The sequence below is a fragment of the Emticicia agri genome (assembly GCF_004168285.1).
Lineage (GTDB): Bacteria > Bacteroidota > Bacteroidia > Cytophagales > Spirosomataceae > Emticicia > Emticicia agri.
On the sequence record NZ_SEWF01000007.1, the window covers coordinates 73,066 to 88,505 of the forward strand.

Below are 15,440 nucleotides of genomic sequence, written 5' to 3' on the forward strand. Positions count from 1 at the left end.
ATCGGAACAAAAATCTTAAACATGAGTAGACATATTCCTAAAATCACTCGGCATGCTTTATCATTAAGCAGATGTTAATTGCGCATGTCAAATAACTATACAAGTTAATGAAATATTTGCCATCTCAACTCTTTCCCAAATTTCAGCCTTTCATTCAAACAATTTAAAACGTTTGCACGACGATTTGAAACGTTTGCAAAAATAAATATTTTTATATTAAGTCTTTATATAATACTATTGTAACTATTATTTGTCGGCAAGACAATTATTGCATCTCTAAAGTTTGCCTATACTATTTAGATAAACTAATTTTGCCACAACTTGTCTATACAAGTTATAACAACAATAACCTAAATTCTGCTTTTTAGCTGTATCTATTTCGTATGAAAGACCAGAATCTATTAGTTAAACCACAACAAAACCCTGTTTATCAAGATTTTACTGCCGATGATGTTGGTTGGAAATACCTGAATTTTGGCGCAAGGCTTATGCAAAAAGGTGAAACATGGGAATATGACACAACAGCGCATGAAATGGCAATTGTGGTTTTAGGAGGAAATTTTAAGGTAGATTCAGATAAAGGCACCTGGGAAGTAACCAACGGACGCAAAGATGTTTTTAGTGGTATTGCTCATACGCTTTATTTACCCCGCCATACTAAATTCACACTTACCGCTACCAGCGACATACTGGATATTGCCTATTCGTGGGTAACCACCGACCAGGATTTTGCCCCTTATCTGAAACAGCCTGAAGAATGTGCCATTGAATTAAGAGGGGGTGATAATGCCAATCGTCAGATAAACAGCCTCGTCCAGCCGGGTTTTCCCTGTCATAAAATTGTTTGTGTAGAAGTGTACACCCCCTCAGGTAACTGGAGTTCTTTTCCGGCACATAAACACGACGAAAGGAAAGTAGATACAGATGGCAAATTAATCGAAGCCGAATTAGAAGAAATCTATTTTTATAAATTCCAGTCTCCGCAAGCGTATGCAATCCAGCAGGTTTATACCTACGACAGAAGTTTAGATGAAATCATAAGAGCCCGAAACAATGAGGCCGTATTGGTTCCTAAAGGTTATCATCCGGTAGCCGCCTGTCATGGATACCACGCTTACTATCTTAACTTTTTAGCCGGAAGCGACCAGGTTCTCACTGCTACCAACGACCCCGACCATGAATGGATTTATGGTACATGGAAAACACAAGACCCAAGATTACCATTGGTAACTGCCGATATGAACGTTAAAACCTGATATGCAAGAAAACAATAGAAAATACGATATTCTGACAATAGGTCGCTCGTCTATTGATTTATACTCTAATGATATAGGCTCACCTTTTGTTGATATTACCTCCTTTGGTGCTTTTGTGGGTGGTTCACCATTAAATATTGCCGTAGGCTGCAAACGTTTAGGGCTGAATACAGGTTTCCTGACAGCCGTAGGCAACGACCAGGTAGGAAAATTCATTCTCAATTTCCTGAATAAAGAAGGCATCAATACCTCATCAATTCCAACCATTACTACTGCCCGTAGTTCGGCCGTGATTTTGGGAATTGAACCACCTGACAGGTTTCCATTAGTCTATTATCGTGATAATTGCGCTGATATTCAGGTAAATCTGGAACATATACGTCAAGCTGATATTTCGCAATACCGTTCGGTGATGTTCTCAGGAACGGCGTTCAGCAAAGACCCGAGCCGCACAGCCATGTTTTATGCCATAGAAGAGGCTAAAAAACAGGGAGCTGTTACGGCACTTGACATAGACTTTCGTGCTGACCAATGGTTTGACCCTCTGGCGTTTGGGGTAACCATCAGAGCCGCTCTTCCTTATATGGATTTTGTTTTAGGTACAGAAGAAGAAATTCTGGCAGCTTTTATGACCGACCCTAAACAATTAGAAATTAAACATCAACAAATCTCTGCTCCCGAAATCAGAGGAAATATTGATAGTGCCATTCAAGAAATTCTGCGCAAAGGCGTAAAAACCTTGATTGTGAAGCGTGGTGCAGAAGGCGCATCTATATTCCGACCAGGAGAAGAAGAAGTAAAAGTACCCGGATTTCCGGTAGAGGTAATAAATGTATTAGGCGCAGGAGACTCATTTGCCGCAGGTTTTATGTATGGTTTCTTGCAAGGCTGGGACTTGTACAAAGCCGTAAGAATGGCTAATGCTACGGGTGCTATTATGGTTACCAAGCACGGTTGTGCCAATTTTATGGCAACACTCGAAGAAGCAATAGCTTTTGCTGATAGCAAAGGTGGTTTATAATCAATAAAGAAAAATTCTATTCAAATAAATGGTAAAATTAAATAACTATATAGACGGACATTGGGTAAATAGCTACTCAGAGGGAACATTAGAGGTAAAAAATCCTGCTAATCAGGAAGTGATAGCGAAAGTGCCACAAGGTTCAGTACAAGATGTACAAAAAGCAGCCGAGGCTGCTGCCAAAGCATTTCCTGAATGGAGAAATATTCCGGCTCACCGCAGGGTACAGTATCTGTTTAAACTGAAAACACTGTTAGAAGATAACATTGATGATATTTCAAAAACCATTGTATTAGAAAGCGGCAAAACCTTTGGTGAAGCAAAAGCCGAAATGCAACGTGCCATTGAAAACGTAGAAAACGCTTGCGGTATCCCAACCATGATGCAAGGTACTTTCTCGGAAGATATTGCCCGTGGAGTTGATGAATTTATGATTCGCCAGCCTGTGGGTGTTTGTGCGTGTATCGCCCCTTTCAATTTTCCGGGTATGATTCCATTCTGGTTCTTACCTTATGCTATTGCTTGTGGCAATACTTATATCATCAAACCATCAGAGAAAGTACCTTTAACTATGACCAAGGTAGTGGAGTTGATGGAAAAATTGGATTTACCTACAGGTGTAGTCAACCTGGTTCATGGTACCAAAGATGTAGTTGACGGCATCCTGCAACATCCGGCTATTCGTGCTATCAGTTTTGTAGGCTCAAGCAATGTAGCACGTTATGTATATTCGCAGGGAGCTTTATATGGTAAAAGAGTACAGGCGCAAGGGGGTGCCAAAAATCCGGTATTAGTCTTGCCTGATGCGGATATTGAAATGACTACCCAGATTATTACGGATAGTGTATATGGTTGTGCCGGACAACGTTGTTTAGCCGCCTCAACAATTATTACAGTTGGCGACCATAAGCAAATCACCGAAAGCCTGGTAGAAGCCGCTAAAGGGCGTACAACCGGATTCGGATTAGATGAAAAGAGTCTGATGGGGCCTGTAATTACCCCTGAAAGCAAAAACAGAGTAGAGCAACTGATTCAACAAGGGGTAAGCGAAGGCGGAAGATTGTTGGTAGATGGAAGCAACAAGAAGGTATCAGGCTATGAAAATGGGAACTTTATATTGCCTACCATTATAGAAGATATACCATTAAGTAGCCATGTAGCGCAAACCGAGATTTTTGGTCCTGTGATGTCGCTGATGCACCTGAATGATGTTGATGAAGCCATCGAATTTATCAATAGTGGTAAATATGGCAATGCGGCTTGCATCTTTACAAGTAGTGGAGCCAATGCCCGTAAATTCAGACATGATGCTGATGCCGGAAATATCGGTATCAATATCGGCGTAGCGGCTCCTATGGCCCAATTCCCATTCTCAGGTTGGAAAGATAGCTTCTTTGGTGATTTGCATGGACAAGGTATGCACTCTGTTGAGTTCTTCACACAGACCAAAGTTGTGATTGAACGCTGGTTGAAAGAATGGACTCGTAAATTCTAATAGAATCCACCAATAAATAAATCGATTTAAACTATAACTTACCTATATAATATAGTAATGAAAAAAACACTTAAAATCGGCATTGTCGGGCTTGGGCGTATCGGACAAATCCATCTTTCCAATATAACTACCCGGATAAAAAATGCAGAAGTAGTAGCTGCTGCTGATATATCAGAAAACTTGCTGGATTTTGCCAGAAGACATGGCGTAGAAAACGTTTCTACCAATCCTGAATCTGTGCTGACGAATCCCGAAGTTGATGCCGTGATTATCTGTACCCCTACTCCATCGCATGTACCTTATACGATTTTAGCTGCCCAACATGGGAAACATATTTTCTGTGAAAAACCGCTTGACTTAAATATTGAACAGATTTTAGCAGCCAAAGAAGCCGTTGAATTAGCCAACGTACAATTAATGTTAGGTTTTAACAGACGCTTTGATGCCAACTTTCTGAAAGTAAAAGAGATGGTTCATGGTGGCTTAGTTGGTGACCCTCATATCCTGAAAATAACCAGCCGAGACCCGAATCCGCCACAAATAGAATACGTAAAATCATCAGGTGGGCTTTTCATGGATATGGCCATTCATGATTTTGATATGGCACGCTATGTAATGAACAGCGAAGTAGTAGAAGTATATGCCAAAGGCAAAGTATTGGTTGATGCTCGTATTGGCGACGAAGGCGATATTGATACAGCCATTACTACCCTTACTTTTGCCAATGGTGCAATTGGGGTAATAGATAATAGCCGTAAAGCGGTATATGGTTACGACCAACGCATTGAAGTTTTTGGTTCGGGAGGTATGACCCAAACTAAAAATAATACCCCAGATACGCATGAATATTATAATGAAAAAGGCGGCCATTTGTCATTACCGCTCAATTTCTTCTTAGAAAGATATGCCGAATCTTATGTGAACGAAATTAACGTTTTTGTAGCAAGTGTACTATCAGGTGAAAAAGTACCTGTAAGTGCACATGATGGGCTAATGGCCACAGCCATTGCCATTGCCGCTAAACAATCTTGTCAGGAAGAAAAACCAATCAGAGTAGAAGAGATACTCAATGCCTTGATGGCATAGTAGTCTGAGAGTACCCCAAAACACCAATTCAACCTTATAACCTAAGTATTATTCGAATGGAAACACCTGGTTTACATACGCTCGACTATATAGTATTTTTTCTATACTTTGTTCTCATACTTGGTTATGGGTATTGGGTATTTCGTAAAAAGAGTGCCGATAATAATACCGCCAACGGCTATTTTCTGGCCGAGGGTTCTCTGACTTTCTGGGCAATTGGTGCTTCATTAATTGCCTCAAACATCTCCGCAGAGCATTTTATTGGTATGTCAGGTTCGGGCTTTGCCATTGGTTTGGCTATCTCTTCTTACGAGTGGATGTCAGCAGCAACACTCTTGGTAGTAGCAGTCTTTTTTCTACCTGTTTATCTCAGAAACAAGATATATACCATGCCGCAGTTTCTGCGTCAGCGGTATAACCCTGTGGTGGCTACCACTATGGCTATTTTCTGGCTATTGCTATATGTCTTCGTAAATCTCACTTCTATTCTGTATTTAGGGGCTTTGGCTTTAGAGGTAACCGCCGGAGTGGACTTCAATATGTCTATTATTGCTTTGGCCGTTTTTGCTATTATTATCACCATCGGTGGCATGAAGGTAATCGGCTATACCGATGTGATTCAGGTAGTAGTACTGGTATTAGGTGGATTAATTACCACTTATCTGGCTATGGATTTAGTAGCGAAACATTTTGATAAGCCTAATATTTTAAGTGCCTTTGGTACATTGAAACAGCAGGCTGACTCTCATTTCCACATGATTCTGCCAAAATCAAGTCCTTATTATAAAGACCTGCCGGGTTTGACAGTAATCATAGGTGCGATGTGGGTTAATAACCTGAACTACTGGGGTTGTAACCAATACATCGTTCAACGTACTTTAGGAGCCGATTTAAAAACAGCCCGTCAGGGAATTGTCTTTGCAGCTTTCTTAAAATTATTAATTCCATTGATTGTAGTTATTCCGGGTATTGCAGCTTTTGTATTGTATCAGAATGGCGTATTTCAGAAAGAAATGTTAGATACTACCGGAGTAGTAAAACCAGACCATGCCTATCCTGTTTTGTTAAACTTATTACCATCGGGCTTAAAAGGCATTGCCTTTGCCGCTTTAACTGCCGCAATCGTAGCCTCATTGGCCGGAAAAGCCAATAGTATTTCTACGATTTTCTCATTAGATATTTACAAAATTTACATTAAGCCCGATGCATCTGACAAACATCTGGTAAGAGTAGGCCGGATAGCCGTTTGGGTAGCAATGGGAATCGCAGCCTTAATTGCTCCACAATTGCGTGTTTTAGACCAGGCTTATCAGTTTGTACAGGAATATTCAAGTTTCATAACACCGGGCGTATTTGCTATTTTCTTTTTAGGTCTTTTCTGGAAAAGAACAACAGGCACAGCCGCCCTTGTAGCGGCATTATTGACTATTCCGCTATCGTTAGGCGGTAAAATCTGGTATTCAGAGATTCCGTTTTTAGACCGTATGGGTATTATATTCTTGATTTTAGTAGCAATTATGGTAGCTATAAGCATGACTTCTAAAAAAGCTGACAATACCAAAGGTATGGATATAGGTGTACCTAAACCTAATTTTACTACCGGATTTATTATCTATAGTGTCATTATTTGTGGTATTTTAGTGGCATTATATACAGCGTTCTGGTGAGAATAGGTTATTCTGTCTGATATTAAATATTTTATTAATAACTGCGAACGGGACGCAACCGTCACCCGGTTCGCACCACAATTTTTTAAAAATGCTTTTAACAACCAAAGAAATATTCAAAAAGTGTTATGGCAAATATGGGATTCCTGCCGTAAATGTGTTTTATATGGAAGAAGTGCATGGACTATTTGAGGCCGCACAAAAAGCCAATGCACCATTTATTGTACAGACTACTCCCTTTGCCCGTGATTATGCACACCCGAAAATGCTGATTGCCATGATTGAAGCAGCAGCTAAGATTTATCCGAAAGTAGTGTATGCGGTGCATGTTGACCACGGTGTAGAAGAACATATCTATGATGCGATTGATAGCGGAAGTTATACATCAGTCATGATTGATGCTTCGCACGATGATTTCGATACCAATGTAGCCCGTACTAAAGCAGTAGTAGACAGAGCCCATGCCAAAGGCATAAGCGTAGAAGCTGAATTGGGTGTGCTGGCAGGTATTGAAGATGATATAGTAATTGAAGCCGGGAAATCATCTTATACTAACCCGAAAGATGTTGAAAGGTTTGTACACGCCACAGATTGCGATTGTCTGGCAATTGCCGTTGGAACAAGTCACGGAGCTTATAAATTCAAAGGTAAACAAGGGATTCAGTTTCATATTTTAGAAGAAATTCAGCAACGGTTGCCTGAATTTCCATTAGTATTACATGGAGGTTCATCAGTAAACCCGGAGGAAATTCGTCGTATCAATAATGCGGGCGGAGCCTTGAAAGACGATGCGCAAGGCGTAGCAATGGCCGAAATTCAGAAAGCCATCAGCTTAGGCGTTTGTAAAATTAATATTGCTACCGATACCCGATTACTCTGGACAAGAGTAGTCCGTGAATTTTTCAGAGATACTCCAGAACAATTTGCCCCAACAACACCGGGTAAAGTTCTGATGGAAGAATACGTAAAATTCATGCTCAATAAATTTGACGACTTCGGCACCACAGGCAAAGGAATAGATTTTGGAATTAGCTAAGAATTGGGCACAATTATATTGTAACATTTATTCGCTAATTCACCATTCACAAATTCACGATTATCATGACTATCAAGCTTACTGTTGCCCAGGCAACTATAAAATTCTTAAAAAACCAGTACATCGAAAGAGATGGCGTTGAACAGCCTTATTTTGGAGGTTGCTTCGGTATTTTTGGTCATGGCAATGTGGCTGGGTTAGGACAGGCATTACAACAAAACCCTGATTTCAGGTATTACCAATGCCGTAATGAGCAATCAATGGTGCATACAGCCGTTGCCTATGCGAAAGTGAAAAACCGCTTGGGTGCAATGGTCTGTACATCTTCAATAGGTCCGGGTGCCACGAATATGATTACTGGTGCAGCATTGGCAACCATCAATCGTTTGCCTGTCTTACTACTACCCGGTGATATTTTTGCTACACGTGAGCCAAACCCTGTTTTACAACAATTAGAAAGCAATGTTACGCAAGATATATCAGTCAACGACTGTTTTAAACCTGTTTCCAAATACTGGGATAGAATCAGCAGACCGGAGCAGTTAATTTACTCACTGCCGGAAGTTATGCGTGTGCTTACTTCACAAGCCGAAATGGGTACAGTTACTCTTTCAATGCCGCAGGATGTACAGACTTTTGCTTATGATTATCCTGAAGAACTATTCAAGAAAAGAGTCTGGAGCGTGGCTCGTCCTCGTCCTGATGCCAATGCTTTGAAAAAAGCGGCTGAACTGATTCACAATGCTCATACTCCTGTAATTGTGGCAGGTGGTGGCGCTACTTACAGCGATGCCAATGAAATATTACACCAGTTTGCTACTAAAACAGGTATTCCGGTAGGAGAAACTTTTGCAGGCAAAGGAGCAGTAAGATACGATGCTCCATATTCATTAGGTGGTTTAGGTGCTACAGGCACCAAATATGCCATTGAAATTGCCAACGAAGCCGATGTAGTCATTGGCATTGGCACACGTTATAGCGATTTTACCACAGCATCTAAATCTATTTTCCAGAATCCTGAGGTAAAATTTATTAATATCAATATTTCTGATTTTGATGCGTTTAAACATGCTGCCTTACCTTTGGTAGGAGATGCCAAAGCAACCTTAGAAGAACTGGCAGAACTATTAGGTGATTTTGAAGTTTCTGCTGATTACCGGGCAAGAATCAAACAAATGAATAAAGCCTGGGATGACGAAGTAACTCAGATTTATGCCGAAGGTAATGGAACGGTCCCTCCTATCGACCAGGCTATTGTGATAGGTACATTAAACAGTTTCATGGACGACCGGGATATTATGATAAATGCTTCCGGTTCAGCCCCCGGCGATTTACATAAACTCTGGCGTGCTACCGACCCTAAGAATTTCCATTTAGAATATGGGTACTCAACTATGGGGTACGAAATTGCCGCAGGTTTGGGAGCAAAAATGGCAGATACCTCTCGTGAAGTATATATCATTTGTGGTGATGGTGGGTATCTGATGAATAATCATGAAATCATTACAGCCATACAGGAAGGCTATCGCTTTACTATCTTATTGTTGAATAACAATGGGTTTGCCAGTATCGGCGGACTTTCTCAAAGCATAGGTAGCGAACGTTTCGGAACAAGATATGTCTATCGTGACGAAAATTCAGGACAATTATCAGGCGATTTTCTTCCGGTTGATTTAGCTAAAAATGCAGAAAGTTTAGGAGCAGTAGTGATCAAAGCCACTGACAGAGCCTCTTTAGAACAGGCATTGGCCGAGTCGAAAAAGCAGGATAGAACCACAGTGATTTATATCGAAACCAGTCTGTATCGTACGGTAAAAGGCTATAATGCGTGGTGGGAAGTACCAATAGCAGAAGTTTCAGAATCAGAAGGTGTACAAAAAGCCTTTGAAACTTACAAAGAAAACAAAAAGACACAAAAAATTTATCTATAAACCATTCAAGACATACAACGTACTAACGTATTATCAATATGAGTGTTCAAAATATAAAATTAGGTGTAGCCCCTATCAACTGGACAAACGATGATTTACCTGAATTAGGCGCAGAGAATACCTTCGAGCAATGTATCAGTGAAATGGCTTTAGCAGGCTTTGAAGGTTGTGAGGTTGGCAATAAATATCCTCGTGATACCGAAGTTCTCAAAAAAGCATTGAACCTGAGAAATCTGCGAATCGCCAATCAGTGGTTTAGCTATGAATTAACTACTAAATCATTGCAGGAAAATGTCGTGGAATTCAATAAGTTGCTTGACTTCTTAGGTGCAATGGGTTGTACCATTGTAGGTGGTGGAGAAACTGGTAATAGCTGCCAAGGTAAACCTGTTCCGGTTTTTGAAGGTAAAGGCATGTTACATTCTGCGGCTGACTGGAAAAAATATGGTAAAAACATGAATGAGTTAGGCAAGATAGCTTCTGACAGAGGTTTTAAATTGTCTTTTCATCACCACATGGGTACAATTATCCAGACTATAGAAGAAACTGACAAGTTTTTAGAAAATACCAATCCTGATTATGTATTTTTGAATTATGATTGCGGCCATTTCTATTTTGCAGGTGAAGACCCGGTTACGGCACTGAAAAAATATATCAGCCGTGTAGGGCATGTACATTTAAAAGACATTCGCCCAAAAGTACTACAACAAGTGCACGACGAAAAATGGAGTTTTCTGACTGCCGTTAAAAATGGTGTCTTTACAGTTCCGGGAGATGTAGAAGGTTGTATTAATTTTCCGGCTTTATTCTCTATCTTGCAGGAAAATAGCTATAAAGGATGGGCCATTGTAGAAGCCGAACAAGACCCTGCTAAGGCAAATCCTTTAGAATATGCCTTAATAGCAAGAAATTACATAAAAAAGAACCTCGGTATATGAGTGGACAGTCTCAAATTACCATTAAAGACATTGCCAGAAAATTTAAGTGTTCGCCCTCGACCGTGTCGAGGGCATTGAATGACCACGATGCCATCAATATAGAAACACGCAAAACTATTCAGGAATACGCAAAAAAAATGAACTATCAACGAAATCAGGTTTCGTTGAGCCTACTTAATAAAAAAACCTATTCCTTAGGTGTCATTGTTCCCTCTCTCAAATACAGTAACCTTGAAGCCTCTGTTATAGAAGGCTTACAATCTGTTTTACAACCTTTAGGCTATTCAATCAGCATCTTTATTTCCCAGGAAAGCCATGAAATTGAAGCCCAGAATGTAGAACAATTATTAGCCAGTCGGGTTGATGCGATATTCCTTTCAGTCAGTCAGGAAACTTATAATTTAGGCTTCTACGGTCATTTTGATAGAATCATCAATGCCAATAAAAGCTTAATCTTCATCGACCGTGATTATGAAGGTTTTAAATCAAGCCGCGTGGTAATTGACGATTATCAGGGTGCTTACATGGCCGTTGAGCATCTCATTAAAATGGGTTGTAAAAGAATTGCCCATCTGAAAGGCCCAAGCGGCACATCAGTGTCAGAAAAACGGCTCGAAGGTTATATCGATGCTCTCAGGAATTACAGCATTCCAATAGATGAAGACCTGATTCAGACCTCTGGTTTCCTGTCTGACAGAGCTATTTTCCCTACTAAAACCCTATTAGATAATCCTGACAGACCAGATGGAATTTTTGCCGTAAATGACCGTGTAGCCATCGGTGCCCTTTCTGTAATTCGTTCGGAAGGGTTAAGTGTACCCGGAGATATAGCAGTTGTTGGTTTTGATAACGACCCGTCATCTGCTTATATCACCCCCTCTCTTACTACTATTTCACAACCAAGTTTTGAAATAGGCAGAGAAGCTGCCCAGCTTTTCCTGAATACGCAAAACTTAGAAAAAGAGGGAGAAGCAAAATTCGAAAAAATTATACTTCCCCCCGAATTATTAATCCGTGAATCTTCTTTAAAAATTCTCTGATTAAGATAATGAATCCTTAAATAGTTTTAATGTCCGTTCCCATGCCAGTTTAGCAGCCTCAGGATTATAGCGTGTAGGGGCGGTATCATTATTAAAGGCATGATTAGCCCCTTCATACACATAGAGCTCATATTGGGTTCCTGCAGCTTTCAAGGCGGCTTCATAAGCCGGAATCCCGGCATTTACTCTTTCATCTAATCCGCCATAATGCAACTGTAGTTTTGCTTTTATTTTAGGTACATCAGCCGCATCTGCCTGGCGGCCATAGTAGGCTACTGCCGCATTTAGTTCCGGCGAATTTACTGCCAACTGATTGGCTAATCCCCCACCCCAACAAAAACCTACACAAGCTGTTTTTCCGTTGCTTTCGGGTCTTGATCTTACATAATCCAATCCTTTCAAAAAATTATTGAGATTTTTTTGGGCATCTAATTTTGCAAATAAGCCTCTCGCTTCATCTTCATTGACAGGAGTTCCACCAAATGGAGAAAGAGCATCAACTGCTACGGCCAGATAACCTGCTTTAGCCACACGCCGGGCCACATCTTTAATATGAGGATTCAACCCTCTGTTTTCATGAATCACAATCACCGAACCTAATTTTCCGGTTGCATTTTTAGGTTTGGTCAGGTAGCCCCGCATAGTTGTATCATCGCCGGCATAAGTAATGCTTTCTATCGTTAAATCATCATCTTCTTCTTTAACGGTTGCTGCATGCGCATAATTCACTTCTAAAAGTGGCAGTACAGCCAAAGCAGCCGCAGTGCTTCCGGTAAGTCTGGCTAAACGTTTCATAAATTCCTCTCGTCTCAGAGGTTTGTGAGTGTACTCGTCAAACAAATTAATAATTTCTTGATTCATAAACGTATGTTTTAAACTTTTGAATTTATTATACTTGTACTTAGAGGCTATGTTGAGGCTTTTTTAGTTAGCAGTATTGGCCGAGAAGTTTATTTTTTTAGTCGCAATATTTGTTCTGCCAAATTTACAAAAAAGAAGCTTGTCGCAAAGCAACAAGCCTTTTTATTAACCTAATTTTATATTTAAAATCTTTATCACCTCTTTATCCAAAGAGAAAGATACTTGATATCTGCTGTCAGGAATCTATAAACTGCTGATTAGCTTCTATTCAGCTTTTTGTCTATAGACGAGTATTCATACGTTCAGGTTTCATCTTTTATTGAATTTTAACAGGTATTTAATCTCTATTAATACCACTTCTGAACCTAAACTTTACTCAAAACAACTAACAAATAATATATGTTCAAACATCTATTATACCATTTGGCACATTTTCTCGACAAGTAAGCACAATTATCGTAAAACAGTCGAGTTTTTTCGACAATAAGTCGGTAAAACGCCTTAAATAGTATAAAACTACCGTCTTAGATTAGTCTAACAATTTGTTTATTAAACAATATCTGCTTACTTCGTCGTGATTATATACTAAACATGGCAATTCAATCTTTTGTTCAGCGCCACCGGAATCTGATAGTTCACCTGGCCTTTTGGTGTGCCTATTTTTCTTTTTTCTTTTATCAGATTGGCTTTCAGCATAGCGATGAAAGGAACCTTGCCCGTCTTCTGGCAGATGCCATTGCGCACGTCTCGGTTATAGCAATTGCCAGTTACATGAATTACTTTTATTTTCTACCCCGCTTTCTTAAACATAAAAATAGCTGGCGCTATCTTTTTGAATTTATCATTCCCTTTTTTTTACTGCACGTTTTCCTGATTTATCTGAAAAGACAGATATACATCGATAGCGGTAATCTTAACCGGATTAAGGTGGTATATAGTACCAGTTTTTTTATCAGAAGTTTTATCAGTGCTATGTTTATTGTTATTTTCGTAGGTATGCTGAAATTTGTTGAAGACTGGTTTGAATTAGAAGCAAGAAAAAAAGAAGTAGAAAACGAAAAACTGATTGCTGAATTAAGATTTCTGAAAGCGCAGATAAACCCTCATTTTTTATTCAACACACTCAATAACCTTTACTCATTGGCTTTTTCAAATTCGCCCAATACCACCGAAGTAATTGCCAAACTCTCAAAAATGATGCGCTACATGCTCTACGACTCCAATCATGCCAAAGTGCCTTTAGAAAAAGAGATTGAATACATAGAGAACTATATCAGTTTAGAAAAACTCCGTTTAAATCATCAGATTCCGATAGATTTTGTCGTAAAAGGAAACACAAGTCAGGTAATGATAGTACCTTTGGTGCTGATTACTTTCTTAGAAAATGCTTTTAAGCATGGCGTTAGTGGAAACGACCCTAACTCGTGGATAAAAGTGTTGTTGCTTATTGACGGTAAAATATGTACTTATACTGTTGAAAACAGCACTCTGATTGCCATAAATGGCCATACCAAAGAAAGCTCAGGAATTGGTTTACAAAACCTGAAAAGACGTCTGGAATTAAGCTATCCTGATAGTTATGAATTAAAAGTAGAAAACAAAGATAATAAGCATCGTATTCAGTTAAAGATAGATTTGTGATGAAAATGAGGTGTATCATTGTTGAGGACGAACCTTTAGCCCGTAATTTACTTGAACAGTATATACAAAAATTACCTTATCTGGAATTAGTAAAGTCTTTTGCCAATCCCTTAGAAGCTTTAGATTTCTTGCATACCAATACTGTCGATATACTCATTTCAGACATTCAGATGCCTGAATTGACAGGGATCGGCTTATTGAAAATTTTACCTGCAAAACCTTTAATTATTTTAACAACAGCTTACCCTGAATTTGCGCTGGAAGGGTATGAGTTAGATGTAATGGATTATTTGCTAAAACCCGTTACTTTCGAAAGATTCTTACAAGCTATTGAAAAAGCAAAAAGCAGAGTACAAACTCTCAGACAAGCAAGCACTCAGGAAGAAAATGCTGTCAGGTCTTTTATTTTTGTAAAAGACCGTACCAAATTAGTAAAAGTTAAATTAGAGGATATTATTTACATAGAGGGGTTAAAAGATTATATCATCATTTATACCAAGGATAAAAGAATTGTTACACTGCAAACCCTTAAATCTTTTGAAACCCAGCTACCAGCCAATCAATTTATACGTATTCACAATTCTTACATTGTTTCTTTCGATGCCATTGATGCGATTGATAAAGATAGGGTACAAATTGTACCTATTACTTATCCCACAGGTACTCCGGCCAAAACTTTTCTTCCTATAAGCGATACCTATCGTAAGGCCTTCAAAGAATTTATTGAGAAGAAAAGTAACTAATCATAGAAGATAACTTCGTTATGATAGGTGATAATAAAGTACTCTTGAATATAATTGATAAATAATCCTAATCTTTTTGCATAGCTACATTATGCAAAATGAAAGGCTATTGATTGAGATTTGTCAAAAAATTTTAATTTTGTAGGAATAAAAACATAATACCTATGCTTAACGCTCAAAAAATATTGAAATGTACTCTTGGCTTTTTATGCTTTTTCCTTCTATCTGTTTCATATACGCAGGCACAGTATTATCCGGGCTATGGTCGGGGTGGTGGCTTTGGTGGAGGACTAAACAGATACGGTAGTGAATTTGACAATGTAAAACCCAAAGGGCCATTAGACCCCGATGAACTGGCTAAAGAGGAAACCAAATGGATGGTAAAGAAACTGAAACTGACCGATGAACAGGAAATTTTAGTGTCTTCTTTAAATGAAGATTACGCTTACCAACGTAAAGACTTATACGACCGTATCAAAAAAGATTTTGGCCTCGAACGTCCAACGCCTCAGCAAATATCTGATGCCAAAGCTAAAATGACAGATTTGGACGAAAAGCAAAATAAAGAATTAGAAAAAATTCTTACGCCTGAACAGTATAAGATATACATAGAAAAGAAAGAAGCCACCAGGAAAAAAGCTAAACAATAAGCGCATAATCATGTTATAAAGTAGGTATATATTATCTTATTATTTATGATTAGCCGATGCTTATCAACTCTGTAT

At 39.1% G+C, this 15,440-nt stretch carries 13 protein-coding genes; 12 read left to right on the top strand and 1 reads right to left on the bottom strand.

Going from position 1 to position 15,440, the window contains the following annotated elements:
• Positions 1-383 precede the first annotated feature (383 nt).
• From iolB to EWM59_RS06525, 9 genes are all read left to right on the top strand, one after another.
• On the top strand, positions 384-1,256 hold the full coding sequence (gene iolB, locus EWM59_RS06485; RefSeq protein WP_130020134.1) for a 5-deoxy-glucuronate isomerase: 873 nt from the start codon (positions 384-386) through the stop codon (positions 1,254-1,256).
• Between the two features lies 1 nt (position 1,257).
• Positions 1,258-2,277 (top strand): 5-dehydro-2-deoxygluconokinase, encoded by a 1,020-nt coding sequence (iolC, locus tag EWM59_RS06490; protein WP_130020135.1) that lies wholly within the window; start codon positions 1,258-1,260, stop codon positions 2,275-2,277.
• Between the two features lie 28 nt (positions 2,278-2,305).
• Positions 2,306-3,772: a CoA-acylating methylmalonate-semialdehyde dehydrogenase gene (locus EWM59_RS06495; protein ID WP_130020136.1), complete on the top strand. Its 1,467-nt coding sequence runs from the start codon at positions 2,306-2,308 to the stop codon at positions 3,770-3,772.
• A 57-nt stretch (positions 3,773-3,829) separates the two neighbouring features.
• Positions 3,830-4,858, top strand: a complete 1,029-nt coding sequence (iolG, locus tag EWM59_RS06500) for an inositol 2-dehydrogenase (protein ID WP_130020137.1) — start codon at positions 3,830-3,832, stop codon at positions 4,856-4,858.
• Positions 4,859-4,914: 56 nt separating this feature from the next.
• Complete coding sequence (locus EWM59_RS06505) at positions 4,915-6,525, top strand: sodium/sugar symporter (protein WP_130020138.1); 1,611 nt, start codon at positions 4,915-4,917, stop codon at positions 6,523-6,525.
• 91 nt (positions 6,526-6,616) lie between these two features.
• Positions 6,617-7,561 (top strand): class II fructose-bisphosphate aldolase, encoded by a 945-nt coding sequence (locus tag EWM59_RS06510; RefSeq protein ID WP_130020139.1) that lies wholly within the window; start codon positions 6,617-6,619, stop codon positions 7,559-7,561.
• 65 nt (positions 7,562-7,626) lie between these two features.
• Entirely contained in the window at positions 7,627-9,492 is a 1,866-nt protein-coding gene (gene iolD, locus EWM59_RS06515) for a 3D-(3,5/4)-trihydroxycyclohexane-1,2-dione acylhydrolase (decyclizing) (protein WP_130020140.1), read from the top strand.
• A gap of 38 nt (positions 9,493-9,530) precedes the next feature.
• Positions 9,531-10,430: a myo-inosose-2 dehydratase gene (gene iolE / locus EWM59_RS06520; protein WP_130020141.1), complete on the top strand. Its 900-nt coding sequence runs from the start codon at positions 9,531-9,533 to the stop codon at positions 10,428-10,430.
• The gene (locus EWM59_RS06525; RefSeq protein WP_130020142.1) at positions 10,427-11,470 is read left to right on the top strand and encodes a LacI family DNA-binding transcriptional regulator; all 1,044 of its coding nucleotides are present in this window, start codon (positions 10,427-10,429) and stop codon (positions 11,468-11,470) included. Before iolE ends, EWM59_RS06525 begins: the two co-directional genes overlap by 4 nt.
• On the opposite strand, the gene EWM59_RS06530 is transcribed toward EWM59_RS06525, so the two are convergent.
• Positions 11,471-12,331, bottom strand: coding sequence for a dienelactone hydrolase family protein (locus EWM59_RS06530; protein WP_130020143.1), 861 nt, complete (start codon positions 12,329-12,331; stop codon positions 11,471-11,473).
• A gap of 591 nt (positions 12,332-12,922) precedes the next feature.
• On the opposite strand from EWM59_RS06530, the gene EWM59_RS06535 reads away from it, so the two are divergent.
• The 3 genes from EWM59_RS06535 to EWM59_RS06545 all read left to right on the top strand — a co-directional run bounded on the left by EWM59_RS06535 (position 12,923) and on the right by EWM59_RS06545 (position 15,365).
• The gene (locus tag EWM59_RS06535; RefSeq protein WP_130020144.1) at positions 12,923-13,972 is read left to right on the top strand and encodes a sensor histidine kinase; all 1,050 of its coding nucleotides are present in this window, start codon (positions 12,923-12,925) and stop codon (positions 13,970-13,972) included.
• Positions 13,972-14,715, top strand: coding sequence for a LytR/AlgR family response regulator transcription factor (locus EWM59_RS06540; protein ID WP_130020145.1), 744 nt, complete (start codon positions 13,972-13,974; stop codon positions 14,713-14,715). The genes EWM59_RS06535 and EWM59_RS06540 overlap by 1 nt, the downstream gene beginning before the upstream one ends.
• 164 nt (positions 14,716-14,879) lie before the next feature.
• The gene (locus tag EWM59_RS06545) at positions 14,880-15,365 is read left to right on the top strand and encodes a DUF4890 domain-containing protein (protein WP_130020146.1); all 486 of its coding nucleotides are present in this window, start codon (positions 14,880-14,882) and stop codon (positions 15,363-15,365) included.
• Positions 15,366-15,440: the final 75 nt, after the last annotated feature.

Excerpts from the sequence above, each read along its gene's own strand:
- iolB (WP_130020134.1), top strand. The coding sequence starts at position 384 with ATGAAAGACCAGAATCTATTAGTTAAACCACAACAAAACCCTGTTTAT.
- iolC (WP_130020135.1), top strand. The coding sequence starts at position 1,258 with ATGCAAGAAAACAATAGAAAATACGATATTCTGACAATAGGTCGCTCG.
- EWM59_RS06495 (WP_130020136.1), top strand. The coding sequence starts at position 2,306 with ATGGTAAAATTAAATAACTATATAGACGGACATTGGGTAAATAGCTAC.
- iolG (WP_130020137.1), top strand. The coding sequence starts at position 3,830 with ATGAAAAAAACACTTAAAATCGGCATTGTCGGGCTTGGGCGTATCGGA.
- EWM59_RS06505 (WP_130020138.1), top strand. The coding sequence starts at position 4,915 with ATGGAAACACCTGGTTTACATACGCTCGACTATATAGTATTTTTTCTA.
- EWM59_RS06510 (WP_130020139.1), top strand. The coding sequence starts at position 6,617 with ATGCTTTTAACAACCAAAGAAATATTCAAAAAGTGTTATGGCAAATAT.
- iolD (WP_130020140.1), top strand. The coding sequence starts at position 7,627 with ATGACTATCAAGCTTACTGTTGCCCAGGCAACTATAAAATTCTTAAAA.
- iolE (WP_130020141.1), top strand. The coding sequence starts at position 9,531 with ATGAGTGTTCAAAATATAAAATTAGGTGTAGCCCCTATCAACTGGACA.
- EWM59_RS06525 (WP_130020142.1), top strand. The coding sequence starts at position 10,427 with ATGAGTGGACAGTCTCAAATTACCATTAAAGACATTGCCAGAAAATTT.
- EWM59_RS06530 (WP_130020143.1), bottom strand. The coding sequence starts at position 12,331 with ATGAATCAAGAAATTATTAATTTGTTTGACGAGTACACTCACAAACCT.
- EWM59_RS06535 (WP_130020144.1), top strand. The coding sequence starts at position 12,923 with ATGGCAATTCAATCTTTTGTTCAGCGCCACCGGAATCTGATAGTTCAC.
- EWM59_RS06540 (WP_130020145.1), top strand. The coding sequence starts at position 13,972 with ATGAAAATGAGGTGTATCATTGTTGAGGACGAACCTTTAGCCCGTAAT.
- EWM59_RS06545 (WP_130020146.1), top strand. The coding sequence starts at position 14,880 with ATGCTTAACGCTCAAAAAATATTGAAATGTACTCTTGGCTTTTTATGC.